General features: G+C 57.6%; 7 protein-coding genes. 3 read left to right on the top strand and 4 right to left on the bottom strand.

All coding sequences use genetic code 11. The annotated features are described in order from the left end of the window. Window positions 1-13: 13 nt before the first annotated feature. The 4 genes from N2599_RS12530 to N2599_RS12515 all read right to left on the bottom strand — a co-directional run bounded on the left by N2599_RS12530 (window position 14) and on the right by N2599_RS12515 (window position 13,966). The gene (locus tag N2599_RS12530) at window positions 14-2,800 is read right to left on the bottom strand and encodes a condensation domain-containing protein (protein ID WP_027510218.1); all 2,787 of its coding nucleotides are present in this window, start codon (window positions 2,798-2,800) and stop codon (window positions 14-16) included. Further along, window positions 2,797-10,932: a hybrid non-ribosomal peptide synthetase/type I polyketide synthase gene (locus N2599_RS12525; RefSeq protein WP_027510219.1), complete on the bottom strand. Its 8,136-nt coding sequence runs from the start codon at window positions 10,930-10,932 to the stop codon at window positions 2,797-2,799. Before N2599_RS12525 ends, N2599_RS12530 begins: the two co-directional genes overlap by 4 nt. Beyond that, window positions 10,929-12,845: a non-ribosomal peptide synthetase gene (locus N2599_RS12520; protein ID WP_051336573.1), complete on the bottom strand. Its 1,917-nt coding sequence runs from the start codon at window positions 12,843-12,845 to the stop codon at window positions 10,929-10,931. The genes N2599_RS12525 and N2599_RS12520 overlap by 4 nt, the downstream gene beginning before the upstream one ends. A gap of 257 nt (window positions 12,846-13,102) precedes the next feature. Beyond that, window positions 13,103-13,966: a glycoside hydrolase family 16 protein gene (locus tag N2599_RS12515; protein ID WP_084606462.1), complete on the bottom strand. Its 864-nt coding sequence runs from the start codon at window positions 13,964-13,966 to the stop codon at window positions 13,103-13,105. 335 nt (window positions 13,967-14,301) lie between these two features. On the opposite strand from N2599_RS12515, the gene N2599_RS12510 reads away from it, so the two are divergent. From N2599_RS12510 to N2599_RS12500, 3 genes are all read left to right on the top strand, one after another. Continuing rightward, window positions 14,302-15,537 (top strand): hypothetical protein, encoded by a 1,236-nt coding sequence (locus tag N2599_RS12510; protein ID WP_198521685.1) that lies wholly within the window; start codon window positions 14,302-14,304, stop codon window positions 15,535-15,537. After that, complete coding sequence (locus tag N2599_RS12505; RefSeq protein WP_027510220.1) at window positions 15,534-16,790, top strand: polysaccharide pyruvyl transferase family protein; 1,257 nt, start codon at window positions 15,534-15,536, stop codon at window positions 16,788-16,790. Before N2599_RS12510 ends, N2599_RS12505 begins: the two co-directional genes overlap by 4 nt. Window positions 16,791-17,037: 247 nt before the next feature. Continuing rightward, window positions 17,038-17,745, top strand: coding sequence for a Crp/Fnr family transcriptional regulator (locus N2599_RS12500; protein WP_084606463.1), 708 nt, complete (start codon window positions 17,038-17,040; stop codon window positions 17,743-17,745). Window positions 17,746-18,030 lie beyond the last annotated feature (285 nt).

The raw sequence follows: 18,030 nt of genomic DNA, 5'->3' as shown, positions 1-18,030 counted from the left end.
CGGCGCTTCGCGTCTAGCCGTCGAGCTTCCTGGATACGATCGCGGCAAGTTCGCGAATACCGTCGTTGCTCAGCGAATCCTCGTGCCATCCCTTGAGATCGAGGACGGCGGTGTCTTTCGCCACCGCATCGCCCCAACCGAAAAGAAGCTTGCGCGCTCGGGGATGATTGGCCTGGCTGCGCAGCAAAATTACCGATGGATCCTTGCTCTTTGCGGGCCGATAGCTGCGGCTTGCGCGCACGAGGAGCTCGGTGACTTCGGCATTGGCCTGCTCTTCGGGAGAATATTGACCGCCGCTGACGCCGAGCTTTTGCAACAGCGCAAGCGTTAAGTTGAATTCCTTCAGATATTCGATGAATGGTATGCGGCCAGAAAGCAACTTTCGCGTGAAGTAAATCGTCCGCTTGATGCGCCGCTCTGCATTCCAGCGCTTCTGACGTATCTTTGGCTGGGAGCGGAAGTAGCCTGGTGCCCAGGCATCGATGATGACAGTAAAGCCGACTTCAACGCCCGCCTCACGCAACTGCCGAGTGATTTCCATTGCAAGGATTCCATTGACGCATAGCCCGACGATCGCAACCGAACCAGTGTCCGGCGGAATTTGCATAGCGTCGATGGCCAGCTTGGCAATCTGTTCGAGCGACATCTGCGCAAGCTCGCTGTCAAGCTTCGCGTTGAACATATTGATGTTGTGGACGGAGACAGTATCCGGCAACTCGTTCGCCAGACGATAGAAGAGGAACGGATGGTTGAACGTGTAGACCGCCGAGCGACCAGAGCCGCGTTTACAGGTGATCAACTCCCACGGATTAGGCGTTGCTTCAGCTGTCGTCGGAGCTTCAGAAGTTTCGAAAATTGCCGCCGCGAATTTTTCGAGGGTCGGCTCCTTGAAAAGCAGTTCCAGAGTGGGCTTTACGTCAAATCTCTCGCGTATGGACGACAAGAGCCGTAGAGCGAGTAGCGAATGACCGCCGAGGGCAAAGAAATCGTCCTCGGGTCTAACGGACGGGACACCAAGAATTTTACTCCAGAGGCTAGCCAGAGTCTCTATTTTGTCGGTATCGGGCTTTCGGACGCGGCTTTCTGCAGGCATCGGTTGGGGTGCGGCCGGTGCGGTCGGTAGCGGGTCGCGCAGATGAAGGCTTGCATGGTCTATCGTGCCGCCACCTGTCCTCGGCAAACTGAGGAGGATGCTGATATCGCTCGGCATCGCGTCAGGAGGCAATTGTGTCGCGAGATATTGCATCAGCACGGCAGGCAGACGGTCGATCGGCCCGCTCAAGGTTGGAACCGGGGCAACAAACGCCGCTACACGACGTGCGGGGTGTGCTTCCGTTACGACAGCGACATCGCCCACCGACGGATGGGTGCGGAGTATTGTCTCCAATTGCGCCGCATGCGCCTCGCGCGGCTTCGATGTCACAGGCCTACAATCCGGCACCACGAGAGAGGAAAGCAATGCGTCGGGATTGCTCAGCGCGATTTCGTACGTATCCTGCCAAAGCTTGAGAAGGGCCTCTATCGTGCTCTTCTGGAAAAGATCGGTATTGTACTCGATGTTCATGCGCCAACCGCTGGGCCGTCCGATCATCATGAAGCTCAGATCGTAAAGCACGCCCGGCGATTGCGACGGAGCACTGATCAGCTCGAAGTCGCCATAGCGGTGGTCCTCAAGAAAGGCTTTCTGCAGGTTGAAGTTGATAGATATCAGTGGATTGCGTGACGGATCGCGGATCGGATTGACGAGTTCAACCAGTTTGTTGAACGGCATGCGCTGGTGATTGAGGACGGCTTCCAGCGTTTCGTTGGCATAGCGGATGTGCTCGGCGAATGAGACATCGTTGGTAAAGTCATACCTGAACACAAGATTGTTGATAAAGACACCGATCAGATTTTCGAGATCGGTATCCTCGCGGCCAGCAACCTGTGAGCCGAACAAGACCGTCGGAGCATTCGTCAGACGATGCAGCATGGCGCTCATGATCGCTGCGCCGTAGCTATAAAGAGACACGCGATTTTTGCGCGCAGCGGCATCCATCCGATCGCCGAACGAAAGCGGCAAAAGGATTGAGATTATGTCGCCATGGCTCGTTTTGACCGCGCCGCGGGGCCGATCAGGAGGAACTTCGAAATATGGCGCTCCCGTTAGCCGCTCCCGCCAGAAGGCTTTTTCCGTCTCGAAACCGTAGCTGCCAAGATATTCCTCTTGCCACAAGGCGTAGTCGCCATACTGCAGCTCAATATCCGGCAGGACCGGTGTTCGACCGTGATCGATCGCGGCGGCGATCTCCCCAACCTCTCTGCCGAGCACCCGGATCGACCACCCATCAAAGCAGCTTTGGTGCGCGGTTATGAGCAAAAACCCGCGATCATTCTCCGCCATCAACAGCGTAACATGAAAGAGGCCGGGCTTGCTGAGATCAAACGGGGCCCTGGCCGTCTCTTCGCCAATGGACGAGATCCTTTTCTCCCGCTGCTCAGGCGGCATATTTCTCAGATCGATCACCACCATCTTGAAATCGGTCTTTTCCACGGCCTGTTGAAAAGGCTGCCCATCTTTTTCGATGAAGCGCGTGCGCAAAACCTCGTGGCGTTGGATGACCTTACGGAAAGCCGCTTCGATGGTAGATGCCTTGAAGGTGCCGCGAATCTCCCATCGAACCGCAACGTTGAGCGCCGGATTTCCGGGATTCAGCTGATTAAGGATCCAGCAGCGCAATTGTGTTTGCGTGCACGGGAATTCACCAACAATTTCCAGTTCTTCTTCCGACTTCGCCGGGGTGCTTTCGACTGTACTCATAACGCCCTCTCAAGTCCGCGGCGCGCGCCTTTGCGAAAGTCCTTTAGTGATGGCACACGATACTGCGCGGCGCTCTGATCCAACTCGCTTTGCGTTTCCGCAAATGCTGCCAGTTCCGCGATAGAGGGATGGCGAAGCAGGTGTTTCGCTTCGAGTAGAAGACCGGCATCGAGCATGCGCGCAGCGATGCGAAAGATCATGAGTGAGTCTGCGCCGAGAGCGTAGAGGTTGTCATCGACACTCATCTCCGAGACGTTCATTACCTCCTGCCAGATCGCCAGCAGCTTCTCTTCCATATCCGTTCGCGGCTTTATTCTGATGACCTGAGCCTCGCGCTGAGGCACGCCGCGCTGCTGAAGGCTCTTGCGGTCGAGTTTACCATTTGGCGTTTGAGGTAGCTCGTTCTCGGTAACCCAAAAGCTTGGAAGCATGTAGCCAGGAAGGCTCGCCTTTGCATGAGCCGCAAGTTCGGCCGAGACTAGGTCTGTGCCGCTCGCTTCCGGAACGACATAGCATACGAGGGTCTGGTCACCTTTTTTGTTTTCTGCGGCGACGACCGCGCATTGGCGGACGCCGGGGGCTTTCGAGACCACAGCCTCTATGTCGCCAAGTTCAATTCGGAAACCACGCAGTTTGATCTGCTGGTCACGACGTCCGTGCAATTGCAGTGAGCCGTCGGCTAGCCGTCGGCCGACGTCGCCGGTCTTGTAAAGGCGCTTAGGTTGACCGCCATTGAAAGAAACCGGGACGAACGCTTTTTCTGTCAGGTCCAGCCGATCGAAGTAACCAGAAGCCAGACCGTCTCCGCCGATGCACAATTCGCCGGTGACACCAATGGGCACAACGTCCTCGCTCTCGTCGAGGATATATAGCTGCGTGTTGGCAATCGGATGGCCGATCGTGATAGGCGCGTCAGCGTCGGCGATGCGTTGCACTGAGGACCATATTGTCGTTTCGGTTGGGCCATACATGTTCCACAACTCGCCACCGACGCCGAGCAGCGACTTGGCAAGTTCTTTTGGCAGGGGCTCGCCGCCGCAGAGCATCTTGAGCCCCGGCCGTTGCTTGATCCCCGCCTCCACGAGCATCTGCCACAGGGTCGGCGTTGCCTGCATTGCAGTCGCGCCGCTTCTGTCGATGAGATCAACCAGAGCAAAACCATCTTGCACCTGTTGCCGATCGGCGATGACTACCTTGCCGCCGGTCACCAGCGGCAGGTACAATTCAAGACCGGCAATATCGAACGCGATTGTCGTTACGGCAATGATGGTGTCGTTGGCCGAGAAGCCTGGCTCCTTTGCCATGGAGACAAGGAAGTTGGTCAAGGCGCCGTGGGACACCTCGACGCCTTTCGGCGCCCCGGTAGAGCCCGAGGTAAAGATGACATAGGCGGGCGCCGCCGGGTCAGAAGGCGAGTTTTTTAGAACGGCCTCCGTCGCCGCGTTGATCGCTTTTACGTCCTTATCGATGCGAATGACAGGCACACCCGCCATTGCGAGTCTTGCCGTAGCATCACTGTCGCAAATCATGCCGCCGATGCGTGCTACATCGATCGTCTGGCGCAGACGCTGCTCGGGATGAGAAGGATCCATCGGGACATAAGCATGGCCGGCTTTCATGATCGCCAAAAGCGCAACGATCATCCCCAACGATCGCTCGACGAGAAGCGCGACACGCTGGCCGGGTTCGGGGATCGTCATTTGGATGTAAAGGGCAAGCTGGTTCGATTTGGCTTCGAGCTCGCCATAGGTGATGGCATTGCCGGCATACTCGACAGCAATAGCGTTCGGTTGCTCGGCCGCCTTGCGGGAGAACAGCGAGAACACCGTTTGGTCACGCTCGTACTCGACGGCGGTGTTGTTCAGGCGGTCGATCAGCCAACCTCTTTCCTCGGCGGACAACATTGGCAGTTTGGAGATTTCGGTGGCCATGTCCCGGGCCAGCGCTGCTGCGAGTGTCGAAAAATGACCAATCCAGCGCTCGATCGTGGAGCGATCGAAGACGTCGGCATTGTAGTCAACGTCGATTCGAATGGTATCTTTTCCTTCGCTCATGTTGAAAAACATATCGAAGTTGGAATATGCCTTGGGGTTCGGCGCCATTTTTGCTTTCAGCTCGCCGAAGGCTCCACCGCCGGCAAAGCGCTCCAGATTGAACTGTATCTCGGTCAGGGGCAGACGGCGCGAATCCCGTTTCACGCCAAGCTTGCGAACGAGCGTTCCGTAAGTGTAGGCCTGATGCTCAAAGGCCTGAAAGACAAGCTGCTGCGTTGCTTTCAGATGTGTCAGGAAGGATTCGCCCGGTGATACGCTTTGGCGCAGGGGAAGGAGATTGACGCAGTGGCCGACAAGGATCCTGTCGCCGATCAGGCTCTGTCCCGCCGACGGAATAGCAATGACGATGTCCTGCTGGCCCGAAAGCCGCGAGATCATCACCTGCAAGGTCGCAAGCAAGGTTGAGAACAACGTCGCACCGGACTTGGCACCGGCCTTTTTCAGGGCCTTATAGACCTCACCGTCGATGTAACCGGTGCAGGTGCCGCCAGCAAAGGTGCGGTGTTCAGGCCGCGTTCGGTCGAGTGGCATCTCCGGCAGATCCGGAATATCCCTGAACTGATCGAGCCAGAACTGTTCGGTCTCTCCAGAGGTCTCCGGCTTTGGAGCAAGATCCGTTGCGTAGGTCGCGAAGGAAAGGGCAGGCTCCAAGTGTGGTGCCTCCCCACGCAAGATCGCCCCGTAGGCCGCTGCCAGTTCGTCGACAAAGACATTCAGCGACCACCCGTCACAGATGATATGATGACCGGTGAACACGAATACGTGTTTGTCGGTCGACAACCGCACGATGCAGGCGCGTACCAAAGGCCCGTTGACGAGGTCAAACGGCGTGCGTGCCTCGTCATCTATAATCTCCTGTAACCTGGCTTCGCCGTCGGGCTCGTGCGAAAAGTCGACAAGCGGAGCCTCGAGAACAAAATCGGCAATGAACTCGAAGCGGTCGCCGACGCGGTCAAAACGGATGTGCAGCGCGTCATGGCGTCCGGTAATGGTTTGAAGCGCCTGGCGGAAGGCACTTTCCTCAAAGTCGCCTTCAAGCGTCAGCGAGAATGACTCGTTGAACGAACAGGATGCTTCGTCGCCGGCCTGCGCGGCCAGCCAGATTTCCGTTTGTGCTTCGGTAAGCGGCGTGGAGGCTGGCCGAACGATGACGTCAATGGCCGCAGAGGTATCGGCGGCGTGCACGGCGCCTGGTGTCGTCGCGGCTGGAGCCAGAATTCCCACCGCCTGCAGGGCATCAAGGCTCTTGCGAAATGTTTCCGCGATAGCCTGGAAATCTTCCTCGCTATGTGCGGTCGTCAGGAAGCAGGGATATCCCTCCTGGATGTGGATCCCGTTCAAGCGCATAAGCGGATAGACAAGCGCTCCGAGAGGGTCGTCTCCCGCAAAATCTGTGATGAACCAACTTTTGTAGCCATGGATGACATTGGCAATGTCGCGCTTGGCCAGATCAGCATTCATTTCCGCGACGAGCGCCTGGGTACGTTCGGCGACGCGGTCATAGAGGTCGGCCCCGACACCCTGAATATGCTCCAAGACCGCACGCACGGCCGCAAGCACGACAGGGTGACGGACAAACGTTCCCGCAAAAAATGTCGGCGCAGTCATAGGAACCGTGTCGTCGCCATAGTTCCAAGAACCTCCGTCGAGCGCATCCATGAAACGACTGTTCCCGGCCAGGATTCCGACAGGCATGCCCCCCCCAATGACCTTGCCATAGGTTGCCATGTCACCCTTTATGCCCCAAACCGCTTGCATGCCGCCGGGGTCGACGCGGAAGCCAGTCACCACCTCGTCAAAAACGAGAGCAAATTCGGATTGCGTTGCAATGCTGCGGAGTTCCCTCACGAATTCCACTGGGCGCAGCTCAGGATGGCGGCTTTGGACCGGTTCGATGATAACCGCTGCGATATCTTGGGCGTTCGAACGGATGAATTCGAGGCTTTCGGGTGCGCCATAACGCAAGACGATCATGTTGGCGACGGACGCCGACGGGATTCCGGAGGCGATCGGAATCGCGACGGGGTTATCTGCCCGGTTTCGCCCTTTAACCAAGACCTCGTCAAATTGACCATGATAATCATTGGAGAAGACCACGATGCGGTCGCGTCCGGTTACAGCACGTGCAAGCCTCATTGCGGCCATCACCGCCTCGGACCCGGTATTGCAGAAAGTGACGCGCTCGTGACCCGTGACAGCGCAGAGCATTTGCGCGACCTCACCGGCCAGCGGCGTTTGTGGCCCGATGGCAAAGCCTAACTCAGCTTGGTCCTTGACCGCCTGCACGACGATATCTGGAGCGTGACCAAACGCGGTTTGTCCAAATCCATTGACGAGATCGATGTATTCATTGCCATCGATGTCCCAGATGCGGGAGCCTTTCGAACGATCACACACCAGCGGGAATACCATCTCCTTCCATTCAGGACGGAATCCGGACGCGGTGCGCGGATCGGCAAGGCGGCGACGATGGGTGTTGGTCGAAGCCTTTGATTGCGCGTTCTTGGCCGCGTATGCGTCGATTAATTCCGCAATAAAGGCTTTCTTTTCCGGCGACATTTCCGGAACCACGCTCTTTGAGCCGGGACGATAGAGCTTCATGCGCCGTGAATTGGCGGCATCGTCAACGCCCTCCTGCGACGGTTTGGAGGTCGCAGTTGGGACGGCGACGGGCGCAACTTGCGCCGGCACTGATGACGGCGCGGCGGGGACAACCAGCTGCATTTGTGGCTGAGCGGCGACCGCATCGCTCTTAGCCGACTGGAGCAGCTGAAATTGCTGGGAGAACAGTGTCTGAACCAGTTGAAGCTGCGATTGCATCACGCCTTCTAGACCGGCCGCAGGTGCGGAAACTAAACCGGCCGCAGGTGCGGAAACGGCCAACTGCATTGTGTTGGCGGCGGTCGCGGCTGATTGCGCCTGGACGGCCGATGCTGCGGGTGCCGCCGGCGGCGAAACGGCGATCGCCATTTCGACCTGCAAACTTTCGACGGGCGGGGCGGCTTCAGGCGGCATCTGCCTGTCGAGGTAAAGCGCGAGATCGGCAACAGACGGAATATTGCTCAGGAGTTCGCGAAATGACAGTTTGATCCTATATTCCCTCTCGATCCTCTGTGCGAATTGGCCGATCAAAAGGGAGTCAAAGCCGAGCTCCAGGAAGGTAGCAGACCTTTCGTCAGCGCCAAGCGGATCTCCGGACATATCGCTGAGAATGGCGAGCAGCGAGGTTTCGAGCGCAAGGGCGCGATTGGATAGTGAAGGAACAACGTTCATCGTTTTCAACTCGTCCTCAGGTTGTTCTTTGGTCTCTGATGGTGCGGTGGCTTCAGGTGTTGCGTGCGGTGTTGAAACGGTCTGCTGGCTTGCAGCGCGGCGAGCGGATGGGGGTGCGTCAATCCAATGACGCTGGCGTTGGAACGGGTAGGTTGGCAATGCCACCCGCCTCTTTGCCGCAGCAGGCAGGTTCGGCCAATCGAGCCTGCATCCGGCCATCCAAAGCTTGCCGTGTGCCTCCGCAAGGCTTTCGGCGGCAGCATAGGCGCGGTCATGTTCCGGCAGCGATTGCACGATCGCGGCGACCCCCTCCCTGGCGATGGTCTGAGAGGCAAAGACCGAAAGCGTTCGGCCCGGGCCGACTTCCATCAGGACCGGTCTCTGGCTGCGGCACAGCGTCGCCAATCCCTCAGAGAAATGAACCGGTTCCCGACAATGACGGGCCCAGTAGTCCGGCGAGGTGCCGCGGTCGTTCGTCTGCCAGTCGCCCGTCACACATGAAATGTAGGGTATGGTCGCAGTCCCGTAGGTCACTCTTGCCATTTCGTCACGCAAGGCCTCGGCGGCATCATCCATCATGGCGGAGTGAAAGGCGTGGGATGTGTGCAGCCGGCTGAATGCGATTTCTGACTTTGCCAGGGCGGCGCATACCGCTTCGACACCCTCGAACGGACCGGATATCACGCACAATTTCGGGGCATTGATCGCAGCGATCTCGACGCCATCACGAAGATGAAGTGCAACCGTTTCAGCGTCGGCGCGAACCGAAACCATTGCACCCTGCGGTTGCTTTTGCATGAGATGTCCACGCGCGGCGACCAACCGCAAGCCATCTTCAAACGAGATCACGTTGGCAAGCGCCGCTGCAACGAACTCGCCGACGCTATGGCCGATCATAGCGTCGGGTTTGACACCCCGCCCCATCCAAAGCCGGGCCAGCGCATATTCGACGAGAAAGAGGCAGGGCTGAGCGATGCGCGTCTCGCGCTGCTCGTCGGCCCTGGTCTGCGTCACGGCACCGGTGTGGCAAATATAGTCGCGAAGATCGGCGTTGAGCGTCATCTTCATCATCGCCGCTCCGCGATCGATCCAACGCGCAAAGTCCGGCTCGTCGCTATAAAGGGCTGTACCCATGCCGACATATTGCACGCCTTGCCCCGGAAACATGAATGCGACCGGTGGTGGCGTCTCGCTCGCCACTGAGGATTGATAGCGGTCGGCGACGAGCCGCTCCTGCGCTTCCTCGGCATTCGTCGCTGCAATGGCAATACGGTGGCTGAACTGGCGCCGTCCGGCCTGGAGCGTATGGGCAAGCTCGGCGAGCGACGCGTCGGGATGCTTTACCAGGTGATTTTTGAGATTGCTGCGCATTGCCGACAAGGCAGCCGGATTGCGTGCGGAAAGTGGCAGGATATGCGGCCCTCGCACGTCGCCTTCCATATCCCGTTCCCGCGAGGGAGCCTCTTCGAGGATGACATGAACATTCGTGCCGCCGACACCGAATCCACTAACACCGGCATACCGCGGCCCTTCCTGCTTCGGCCAATCCATCATTTCGGCGGGAATATAAAAGGGGCTGTTGTCGAGATCGATGCGCGGGTTCGGGCGGGTGTAATTTGCCATGCCCGGAATTTTCGCGTTCTTCAGAGCCAAGGCCGTCTTGATGAGGCTGCACACGCCGGCGGCCGCGTCCAAGTGACCGACATTGCCCTTTACCGAACCGAGCGCGCATTTGCCCTTCTGCCCCCAGATCTCAGCAAACGCCTCTTTCAAGCCACCGAACTCGATGGGATCGCCAAGAGGCGTCGCGGTACCATGACATTCGATATAGCCGATCGCCGATGGCGCGATGCCGGCATTTGCCAACGCGGCCGAGATCACGTCGGCCTGCCCGTCGACGCTCGGCGCTGTGAACCCGACTTTGTCTGAGCCATCGTTGTTGACGCCATAGCCGCGCACGACCGCATAAATGGGGTCGCCATCGCGTAGGGCGTCTTCTAGCCTTTTAAGCAACACCACCCCGGCACCGCTGGCGAAGACCGTTCCGGCCGCGTTCTCGTCGAAGGGTCGGCAGACCCCATCTGGCGACACCATTCCGCCTTCCTGATAAAGGTATCCGCGCTTCTGCGGAATCGTGATGGAGACACCGCCGGCGAGCGCCATGTCGCAGCTGTAGGTCTGCAGGTTCTGGCAGGCCTGGGAAACAGCGAGCAGTGAGGTCGAGCAGGCCGACTGCAATGTGAAGGCAGGGCCACGCAAATTGAACTTGTAGGCGACACGCGTCGCCAGGGCATCGTTGAGCGCGCCGACGATCTGCTGGAAGCAGCCAATCTGATAATTGGAGGCAAATTCCTCCGCCTTGGCGCGATCGCTCAGCACATTATTGATGAGGTAGGTCGGCATGGAAGCGCCGGCGAAGACACCGATCGGTCCTCCAAAACGCTCGGGATCGTATCCAGCACTTTCCAACGCTTCCCAGCAAATTTCGAGAAAGACCCGGTGCTGCGGATCGGTGAGGGCCGCTTCCCGCGGAAACATACCGAAGAATTCGGCATCGAACATTTCGACATCGCCGAGATTTGGTCGTGCCGGCACATAGTTCGGCATCGAGCGCTCTTCATCCGTAAAAGCATCTTCGATCTCATCTGGCGTGAATTTCGAAAATGCATTGCGCTTCGCGCAGATGAGCTGCCAAAGGGCGTCGATCGTGGGTGCGCCGGGGAAGCGACCTGACATGCCAACGATTGCAATACCGCCCGAGTCGTGGTCCTCGTCGGTGCCGCCAAAATCCCGGTCCTGCGTCATGAACTGCTCCTGCGGAATTGGCTCATCGTCTTGCGCTGCAGTGCGGCACGCCGGGCCGCTGATGCGGAGCGGAGAGAATCTGACGCCTTGCCGTTCAGAAAGAGCGCCAACTCGCGAATGGTCGGATGCTTGAAGAGCATGACGACGTCTACCCCCCGCCGCAGATGCGCCTCCAGACCGGCATGGACGCGCATGAGCTGAAGTGACGTCCCTCCCAGATCAAAAAAATTCCTGTTGAGTGCGATTTCTTCCCTGCCTAGTGCTTCCCGCCAGAGATTGACCAGCACTGCCTCGACCTGGCTCTCGGGGGCCTCCCGGATTGAGCCCTCGGGTTCAGCAGGCGGCAGGCTCAGTTTTGAGCGGTCGACCTTGCCGCCCGGTGTCATCGGAAAACTGTCGAGCACAAGTGCTGAGTTTGGGATCATGTGCGCCGGCAGCGTTCTGCGCAGCGTTGCCATGACTGCGCCGGCGAGATCCGGGTCTTTGCCAGTGCTGGTTTCGCAAGGGCGCAAATAGGCCACCACGTGCTTTAGCGATTGGCTCCGTGTGTGGCAGACAACGATTGCGTCAGCCAGACGGGAATCGCGTCTCAGCGCGGCTTCGATCTCATCAAGTTCGATACGTTTGCCATTGATCTTTACCTGCCGGTCCCGGCGTCCCTTAAAGGCGACCATGCCATCTACGCCCATGATCGCGAGGTCGCCAGTCAAGTAGCAACGCTGCGGTCCATCTCGTGTCTCGACCATCACGAATTTTTCTTCGGTGAGCTCCGGTCGGTTGAAATAACCAACCGCGAGGCCGTCGCCGGAAATTGCAAGCTGCCCTTCAATGCCGGCGGGAAGCTCACGCAGCGTTTCGTCGAGGATGCGGATGCTGGTATGGGCTACCGCCATGCCGATTGGCAATTCGGGCGCCGAAAATCCCTGCGGAATGGTAAAGGCCGTCGCAAGTACCGTCGTTTCCGTCGGACCATATGCGTTGGTGAGGATGCAGCCCGGATGCCTGTCAAGGAAACGGCGCGCATGCGCTGCCGATGCCACGTCGCCGCCGAAAAACACATGACGCAGGCTTGGCAAGTCGCGATCGGAATAGTCTGCGAACAGATGAAAGAGGCCAGTTGTGAGGAGCATAGAGGTGACGTCGTAATTTCGAATGACTTGGCAAAGGCCCGCAACAGAGAAGTTTACATCCGGCATGATCACAAGCGCGCAACCATTCAGAAGCGCACACCAGATCTCCCAAGTCGACGCGTCGAATGAAATGGTTGAGGCGTGAAGGACGACATCCCTACGTGTGAGGGAGTGGTAGTTCTGATCAAGAGCAATCCGGGAAATTCCTCTGTGGGGGATAGCTACACCTTTTGGACGCCCGGTCGAGCCGGAAGTAAACATGACGTAGGCTAGGTCTCCTCCCCCGATCTCGACCATCGGCCTTGCCGCTGTGGGCGCAACTGCCACCTCTAACAGGAGGGTGTTGGCATCGACGATATTTGTCCGTTCGCTTGAAGCAGAGCTGATCTTTTCGATAGATGCGGCATCGACGAAGACGACTTTCGGCTCGCATTCAGCGAGGACATAGTCGAGATGCTCGTGTGGGTAGGCCGGATCGAGAGGGAGATAGGCGCCGCCGGCTTTAAGGATTGCCAGCATGCAGATGATAGTATCGAGGCTGCGCGGCAATAGGAGGCCGATAACGTCGCCCCTGCCGACGCCAAAGCCCTCCAGTCGCGCCGCCAGACCATCTGAAAGCCTATCGAGTTCACCGTAGGTGACTGACCTGTCGCCGAAAACGAGCGCGGTCGCACGAGGAGCTATCTGGGCTTGCTGATGCACAATTTCATGTAGACTGCGATCGCGGTCATAGTGCATCGCCGTGGAAAGCTCGTTCGGTTCGCAAAAGGCGAGATCGGTCATAGGGGCCCTTCCGTGCTGCCTGAGTGAGACAATTCGTCACTCAGAATTTCACGCCGGCGGAAAATCGCCAGTTGATCATTGGGATGACAATGAGTGCACGAAAGCCTTAGAAGGCTAGCTTCCGCATACTCTGTTACGCGCGGCGGACGGCGCGCGCTTGTTCGCTAACGCGTTGTGCGACCTGAATTTTTCTTCATGGCAGTGGAGGTAGAACGGATGATTGACGGGTTAGTTGCGCCTGTCGTTTGGGCCGGCCGTCACTTGGCGCTGTACGCCCGAACGTAATCCACAAACATGTGTGAAGGCTCCGGGATGTTCGCGTCGCCTGCGTCCTCCGCCAGCGCGAGATTGACAAGGATATACATCGGCTGACGGTGCTCCGGCTGGGTTTTGGTTTTCCAGACCAATTTCTTGTCGAAATACATGCGGATGAATTCGGAATCTATCTTTACGCCGTATGTGTGAAAATCGGTGGGTTTTGCGTCGCGGAACGCCTCGATGCGCGAGAAATCCGAGTAATGCCCGCCACCGCGGCGCCAGACATGGACGGTCGAAGAGTATCCTTCCGGTTTGTCCCCGTAGAATTCAAGAACATCGATCTCGGCGGTCGATTTCGACCTGTCCTTGCCAATCAGCCAGAAAGCCGGCCAAAGACGAGGCCCAATGGGTAACCGTGCGCGCGTCTCGAAATATCCATAACATTGCGAAAAACCTGCCCCTTTCGGGTCGACGGAAGCAAGAAGCCCCGACCGCCAATCGCCCTGGGCGTCACGGGCCGCCTCGATGCGGAGCACACCGTCAGTGACGACAAATGGAAAACCGAGTTTGGGATTGGCAAAACGAGCGCCACCGAAATCGCCCGACCATGGGGTATGAGCGATCCAGCGGGTCCCAGGGCCCCAAGCGGATACATTGAGATCATCGAAGTTGTCTTCGAAGCTAAGCCTCATCTGCTCAGTATCGAGACTGTCCCCGGTATCGCCAGGCGGCGTGCAGCCTTCGGCATGCGCAATGCCGGCCCATAGGAGGGCTGCAGCAATCATGGTGCTCAGGCGGCGACCAGTTGACCGGGTCCAGCCCGCCTCGAGACCAAAACAGGTTTTGGGCGTCAACGTTCTCATGCCGAGGAAGGTATCCCACGCGCACTTTCCCGGGAAAGGGCCTAATTCGACCTAACCGGTACTGCAAAGGGCTTAGAACGGTCGTAAATACAAACCGCTTTAGCGCATGATAGATTTCTTATTTAGGAAGCTAGGTGCGGTGGATGCGAGTCGAATTCCTTGGGCTGGTAACTATTCTGCTGGGGGTAATTTTGATGCTCGCCCCCGTCAAATATTCTTTCACATGGATGATGCTGTCGACGGCATTCGGCGCGGCCGCGGCCTTCACGCTCAGCATGGGAGCGTCGATCCTAGTGCCAAATCTCTTTTTGCTCTTTTTCACCATGCGAATATTCATGGCGTTTGGCGAAGGGCAGATTTTTGCTGCGTTTTCTCTGCAGCGTGCCGGATTTATCCTGCTGGTACTGACGGTCTTCGGACTGCTTACGGCAGTATTTTTTCCGCGGCTTTTTCAGGGAATGACTGAAACCATGGTCGTGGAGCGATCGGTCGGTCTGCGAAACATAATCTCGCTCGTGCCGCTTCGCGCTTCTGCGAGCAATATAACGCAGCCTGTTTATGCTTTAGGCGGCCTGGTTGCCTTCGCCAGCACTTTTGCGTTCTTCAGGTGTACAGGTACCCATGATGACCTGATCAGAGCCGCGTTGATCACCGCGAGGGTGATATTGATCTTCGCGCTGATTGATATCGTCACCTATTTCTCGCGTACAGAGTACCTGCTTAGTTTCGTCAGGACAGCAAACTACGCTCTGTTGACCGCCGCCGAGAAAGGAGGGCTGAAGCGGATTTCCGGGACTTTTCCGGAAGCATCAGCGTTTGCGGGCTACACGCTGATCCTGTTTGCCATGTTGGCCAGTCTCTGGCTCGACAACATTCGTGCCCGGACAACCGGTCGACTCACGATACTTCTGCTCATCGCATTGATCTTCTCGACATCGGCGACGGGGTTGGTCGGCATTGCGGCTATCATTCCGGTCCTGTTTTTGAGGTCGCTTTTCGTTTCGCCTGCAGGCAGGCCCCACCCCCCCGCGCTCTTCATTGCCGTCTCAATCGCGGCGACCCCGCTCGTCGTTCTTCTTGTCTTTGCGACGTTGCCCGAGGTCTCTGCGAGTGTCAGCAGCTTCTTTGATGAAATGCTGTTCTCAAAAGCTGACAGCCAGTCAGGGCGCGAGCGCGCTGAGTGGAATGCCGTTGCTTACAAGACCTTCCTCGATACATTCGGTTTGGGTGCCGGGCTGGGGAGTGCGCGTGCCTCCAGTTTCGTGTTGGTCCTGCTCTCCAACGTTGGTGTGCTCGGCATTTTGTTATTCGGCCTATTCATATGGGCCGTGCTGTCAGCAAGCCCACCTGCGAGGCAACTGCACTCGAACGGACGTGATGCGGCAATGCGCGCCGCGAAAATGGGAATCCTGGCGGTGCTGGTCGAAGCTTCCACATCCGGGACGGTCTATGACCTCGGGCTGATGATCTACGTTCTCGCGGGTGCCACCACAGCCCTCGCTTCGCCGCACGCATTCAGTGCAAGCGAGCCCGTCTCCAATGCGATGAGCTCGCAGGAGCGGCAATCATGAGCAGGACGCCCTTCAAGATCGTCGTCTTCAACGTCAAATACAGCGAGAACCTTGGCGATGGCATATTGGCTTTGTGCATCGAGCATGGCCTTTTGCAAACTGGCGGCGGCATCGAGGTGGAGACTGTCGATCTCGCCGGCCGCCAAGGGTTCGGCGGCACAAGCAGCAGCCGTCGCCGGCATCTGCTCAAGCTGCTTCAAAGGCTGCCAAAGCCTGCGCGGCGGTTGGCTGTCGGGTTCGTCGTCCGGCGAAGGCTCCGGCGGCAACGTGTGGAATGGGAACGGAAGATTGCCGCGGCGGATGCCGTCGTCATCGGAGGCGGCAATATTTTCCAGGACGACGACCTGAATTTCCCTTTAAAGATCGGAACAGTTCTGGATTGCGTTCGGCGCTTCGACCGCCCGCTTGCGATTTATGCTGTTGGCGTAAGCGCCAATTGGTCGGAGCCAGCCAGGCGGCTGTTCGCCCGCATCGGCGGCGTGCGGCTGCTGCACGTCTCGGTACGGGATAGGTTTGCTTACGATAGCTGGCGCCATCACTTTCCAGCCGGGCCGGCTCCGGACATCATCCCTGATCCTGGACTCCTGATCCACCAACTGGCCGATACTGCGCGCGTACCGAGCGCGAGAAAGACGGTCGCCATCTGCGTCACGGAACCGGTGGTCCTCAAGCGGCATGCCAGCCAGGCAGGTCCGATTCCGCTTGGAGATGCGGCCGGGTACCACAAGCTGATAAATGCGCTGATCGACGACGGATTCAGCGTGATGCTATTCTGCAACGGCGCCACGGAAGATCACATTTTCGCGAGGGCGATCGTGAACGAAGGCACGATGGTGCATCATCTTACCTCAGGCGTACTCCACCTTGCCGATCGGCCTACGGACGTAGGGCAGTTGCTGCGGCTGCTGAATGCCGCAGATGTCATCCTTTCCCATCGTCTCCACGCCTGCATCGCCGCCTATTCCCTGCGCATTCCGCATGTCGGACTCAGCTGGGATAAAAAGGTCGAAGGCTTTTTCCGCTCCGTCGGGCGCGAAGCCTATTTCGTGGATGCGGAGCATATGCCTGCGAGCGAAACTTCCGCTCTTCTTAAGGCCGCGCTCGCCCAAGGCATTGATCAGGAAAGATATAATCTGACGATGGACTGTGCGGAAACGGGAATGCGACGTTTGCGATTTGCGCTTTGGCCAGACCTTACCTCCGGATGTCCGATGCCGGACGACGTGCGAGGCGTTGCAGCCGGCCCTCGTTGAATCCCACCTTGAAGGACCCGATATTCGTCTGCTTGTCGATTGCCGGCGAAGTGTTGTTTTATGATGCCCTGAGAGATTCAATGTATGACCGTAGTCCTGAAGCGCGCGATATCATCGCCATTCACAAACAACTTAAGCAAAATGGAGTAAGCGACACGGCAAAAGACGCATGATATTGTGTCAATTCTAACCTTAAGATTATACTTTTGATCAGTTGAAGCGGATGTTCGCTTACGGGGTTTGGGGAATGGCAACACTGACCACCGCGGAATATGAGCGTTCTGCAAATCGTCATCTCAAGCGTCGCGAATTTGCGGGAGGAGCGTACCGCGGCTACCAAGCCGGCGAAACGATCTTCGAGATTGGACATCGCCGGACCCGCACCTTCTATCTAGTCAGCGGCTGGATAATATCCTGGAAGCTGCTTCCAAATGGCACACGGATGGTGTCCGATTTTTCGCTTCCCGGCGATATCGTCTGGACTGCTTCGGCGGAACTGTCTCGCGAGACGATGCAGGCGCTCTCCAACATCCGCATCTACGAACTGCCGGCGCTTGGCGATCGAAAGCCCGAGAGCGCGTCGAACGACCTTCACCGCGCGCTGCTCATGGAGATGGTGCGCCGTCAGGCCCGGCTGACCGAAAGGATGGCGAATATTGGCCGCCGGGACGCTTTTGCCCGTACGGCGCATCTTCTTCTCGAACTGGCTGTCCGGCTAGATGTCTTCCAGCATGAGTCGGTGGATGGGTTTGAATGTCCGCTGACACAGGCCGAAATCGGTGATGCCGTCGGTCTTTCGACCGTCCATATTAACCGCGTCCTGAAGGAAATGCGGCTCAGTGGCCTGCTTGTATTCAAAAGCGGCGTCGTCGAATTCCTGGACCGGAAGAAGCTTGAGGAACTGGTCGATTTCGACCCAAGCTACCTGGCGCCGCCGGGGGAGCGTCGGCTGTAAATTCCCAAAATACTTCCAGGCGGCCGGGCTCTTCGAAAGAAAGCCGACAACGCATCCCTGTGGATAATTCTATATATATGAGGATTATTCACAATACGCGTAATTCATAATGACTAGAAGGATTAGCGGTCATGTTGCCGCGCAGTACGAAATAAGTTTTAGATCTGATCTTTTATAAGTAATGATTAACATATGTTAATGACGACAGTTATAATAGATGCAAGTTTAAATTTGGGGCGTTTGAATTTCATATGAATGAAATTGTACTTTGGATCAGCAGACATA

It is taken from the genome of Rhizobium sullae (genome assembly GCF_025200715.1).
Lineage (GTDB): Bacteria > Pseudomonadota > Alphaproteobacteria > Rhizobiales > Rhizobiaceae > Rhizobium > Rhizobium sullae.
Note: the sequence above shows the minus strand (reverse complement) of the source record. Positions and strands in the feature narration are given on the sequence as shown.

Coding starts and splice junctions, on each gene's coding strand:
- N2599_RS12530 (WP_027510218.1), bottom strand. CDS start 2,800: ATGAGTACAGTCGAAAGCACCCCGGCGAAGTCGGAAGAAGAACTGGAA.
- N2599_RS12525 (WP_027510219.1), bottom strand. CDS start 10,932: ATGACGCAGGACCGGGATTTTGGCGGCACCGACGAGGACCACGACTCG.
- N2599_RS12520 (WP_051336573.1), bottom strand. CDS start 12,845: ATGACCGATCTCGCCTTTTGCGAACCGAACGAGCTTTCCACGGCGATG.
- N2599_RS12515 (WP_084606462.1), bottom strand. CDS start 13,966: ATGAGAACGTTGACGCCCAAAACCTGTTTTGGTCTCGAGGCGGGCTGG.
- N2599_RS12510 (WP_198521685.1), top strand. CDS start 14,302: ATGGCGTTTGGCGAAGGGCAGATTTTTGCTGCGTTTTCTCTGCAGCGT.
- N2599_RS12505 (WP_027510220.1), top strand. CDS start 15,534: ATGAGCAGGACGCCCTTCAAGATCGTCGTCTTCAACGTCAAATACAGC.
- N2599_RS12500 (WP_084606463.1), top strand. CDS start 17,038: ATGGCAACACTGACCACCGCGGAATATGAGCGTTCTGCAAATCGTCAT.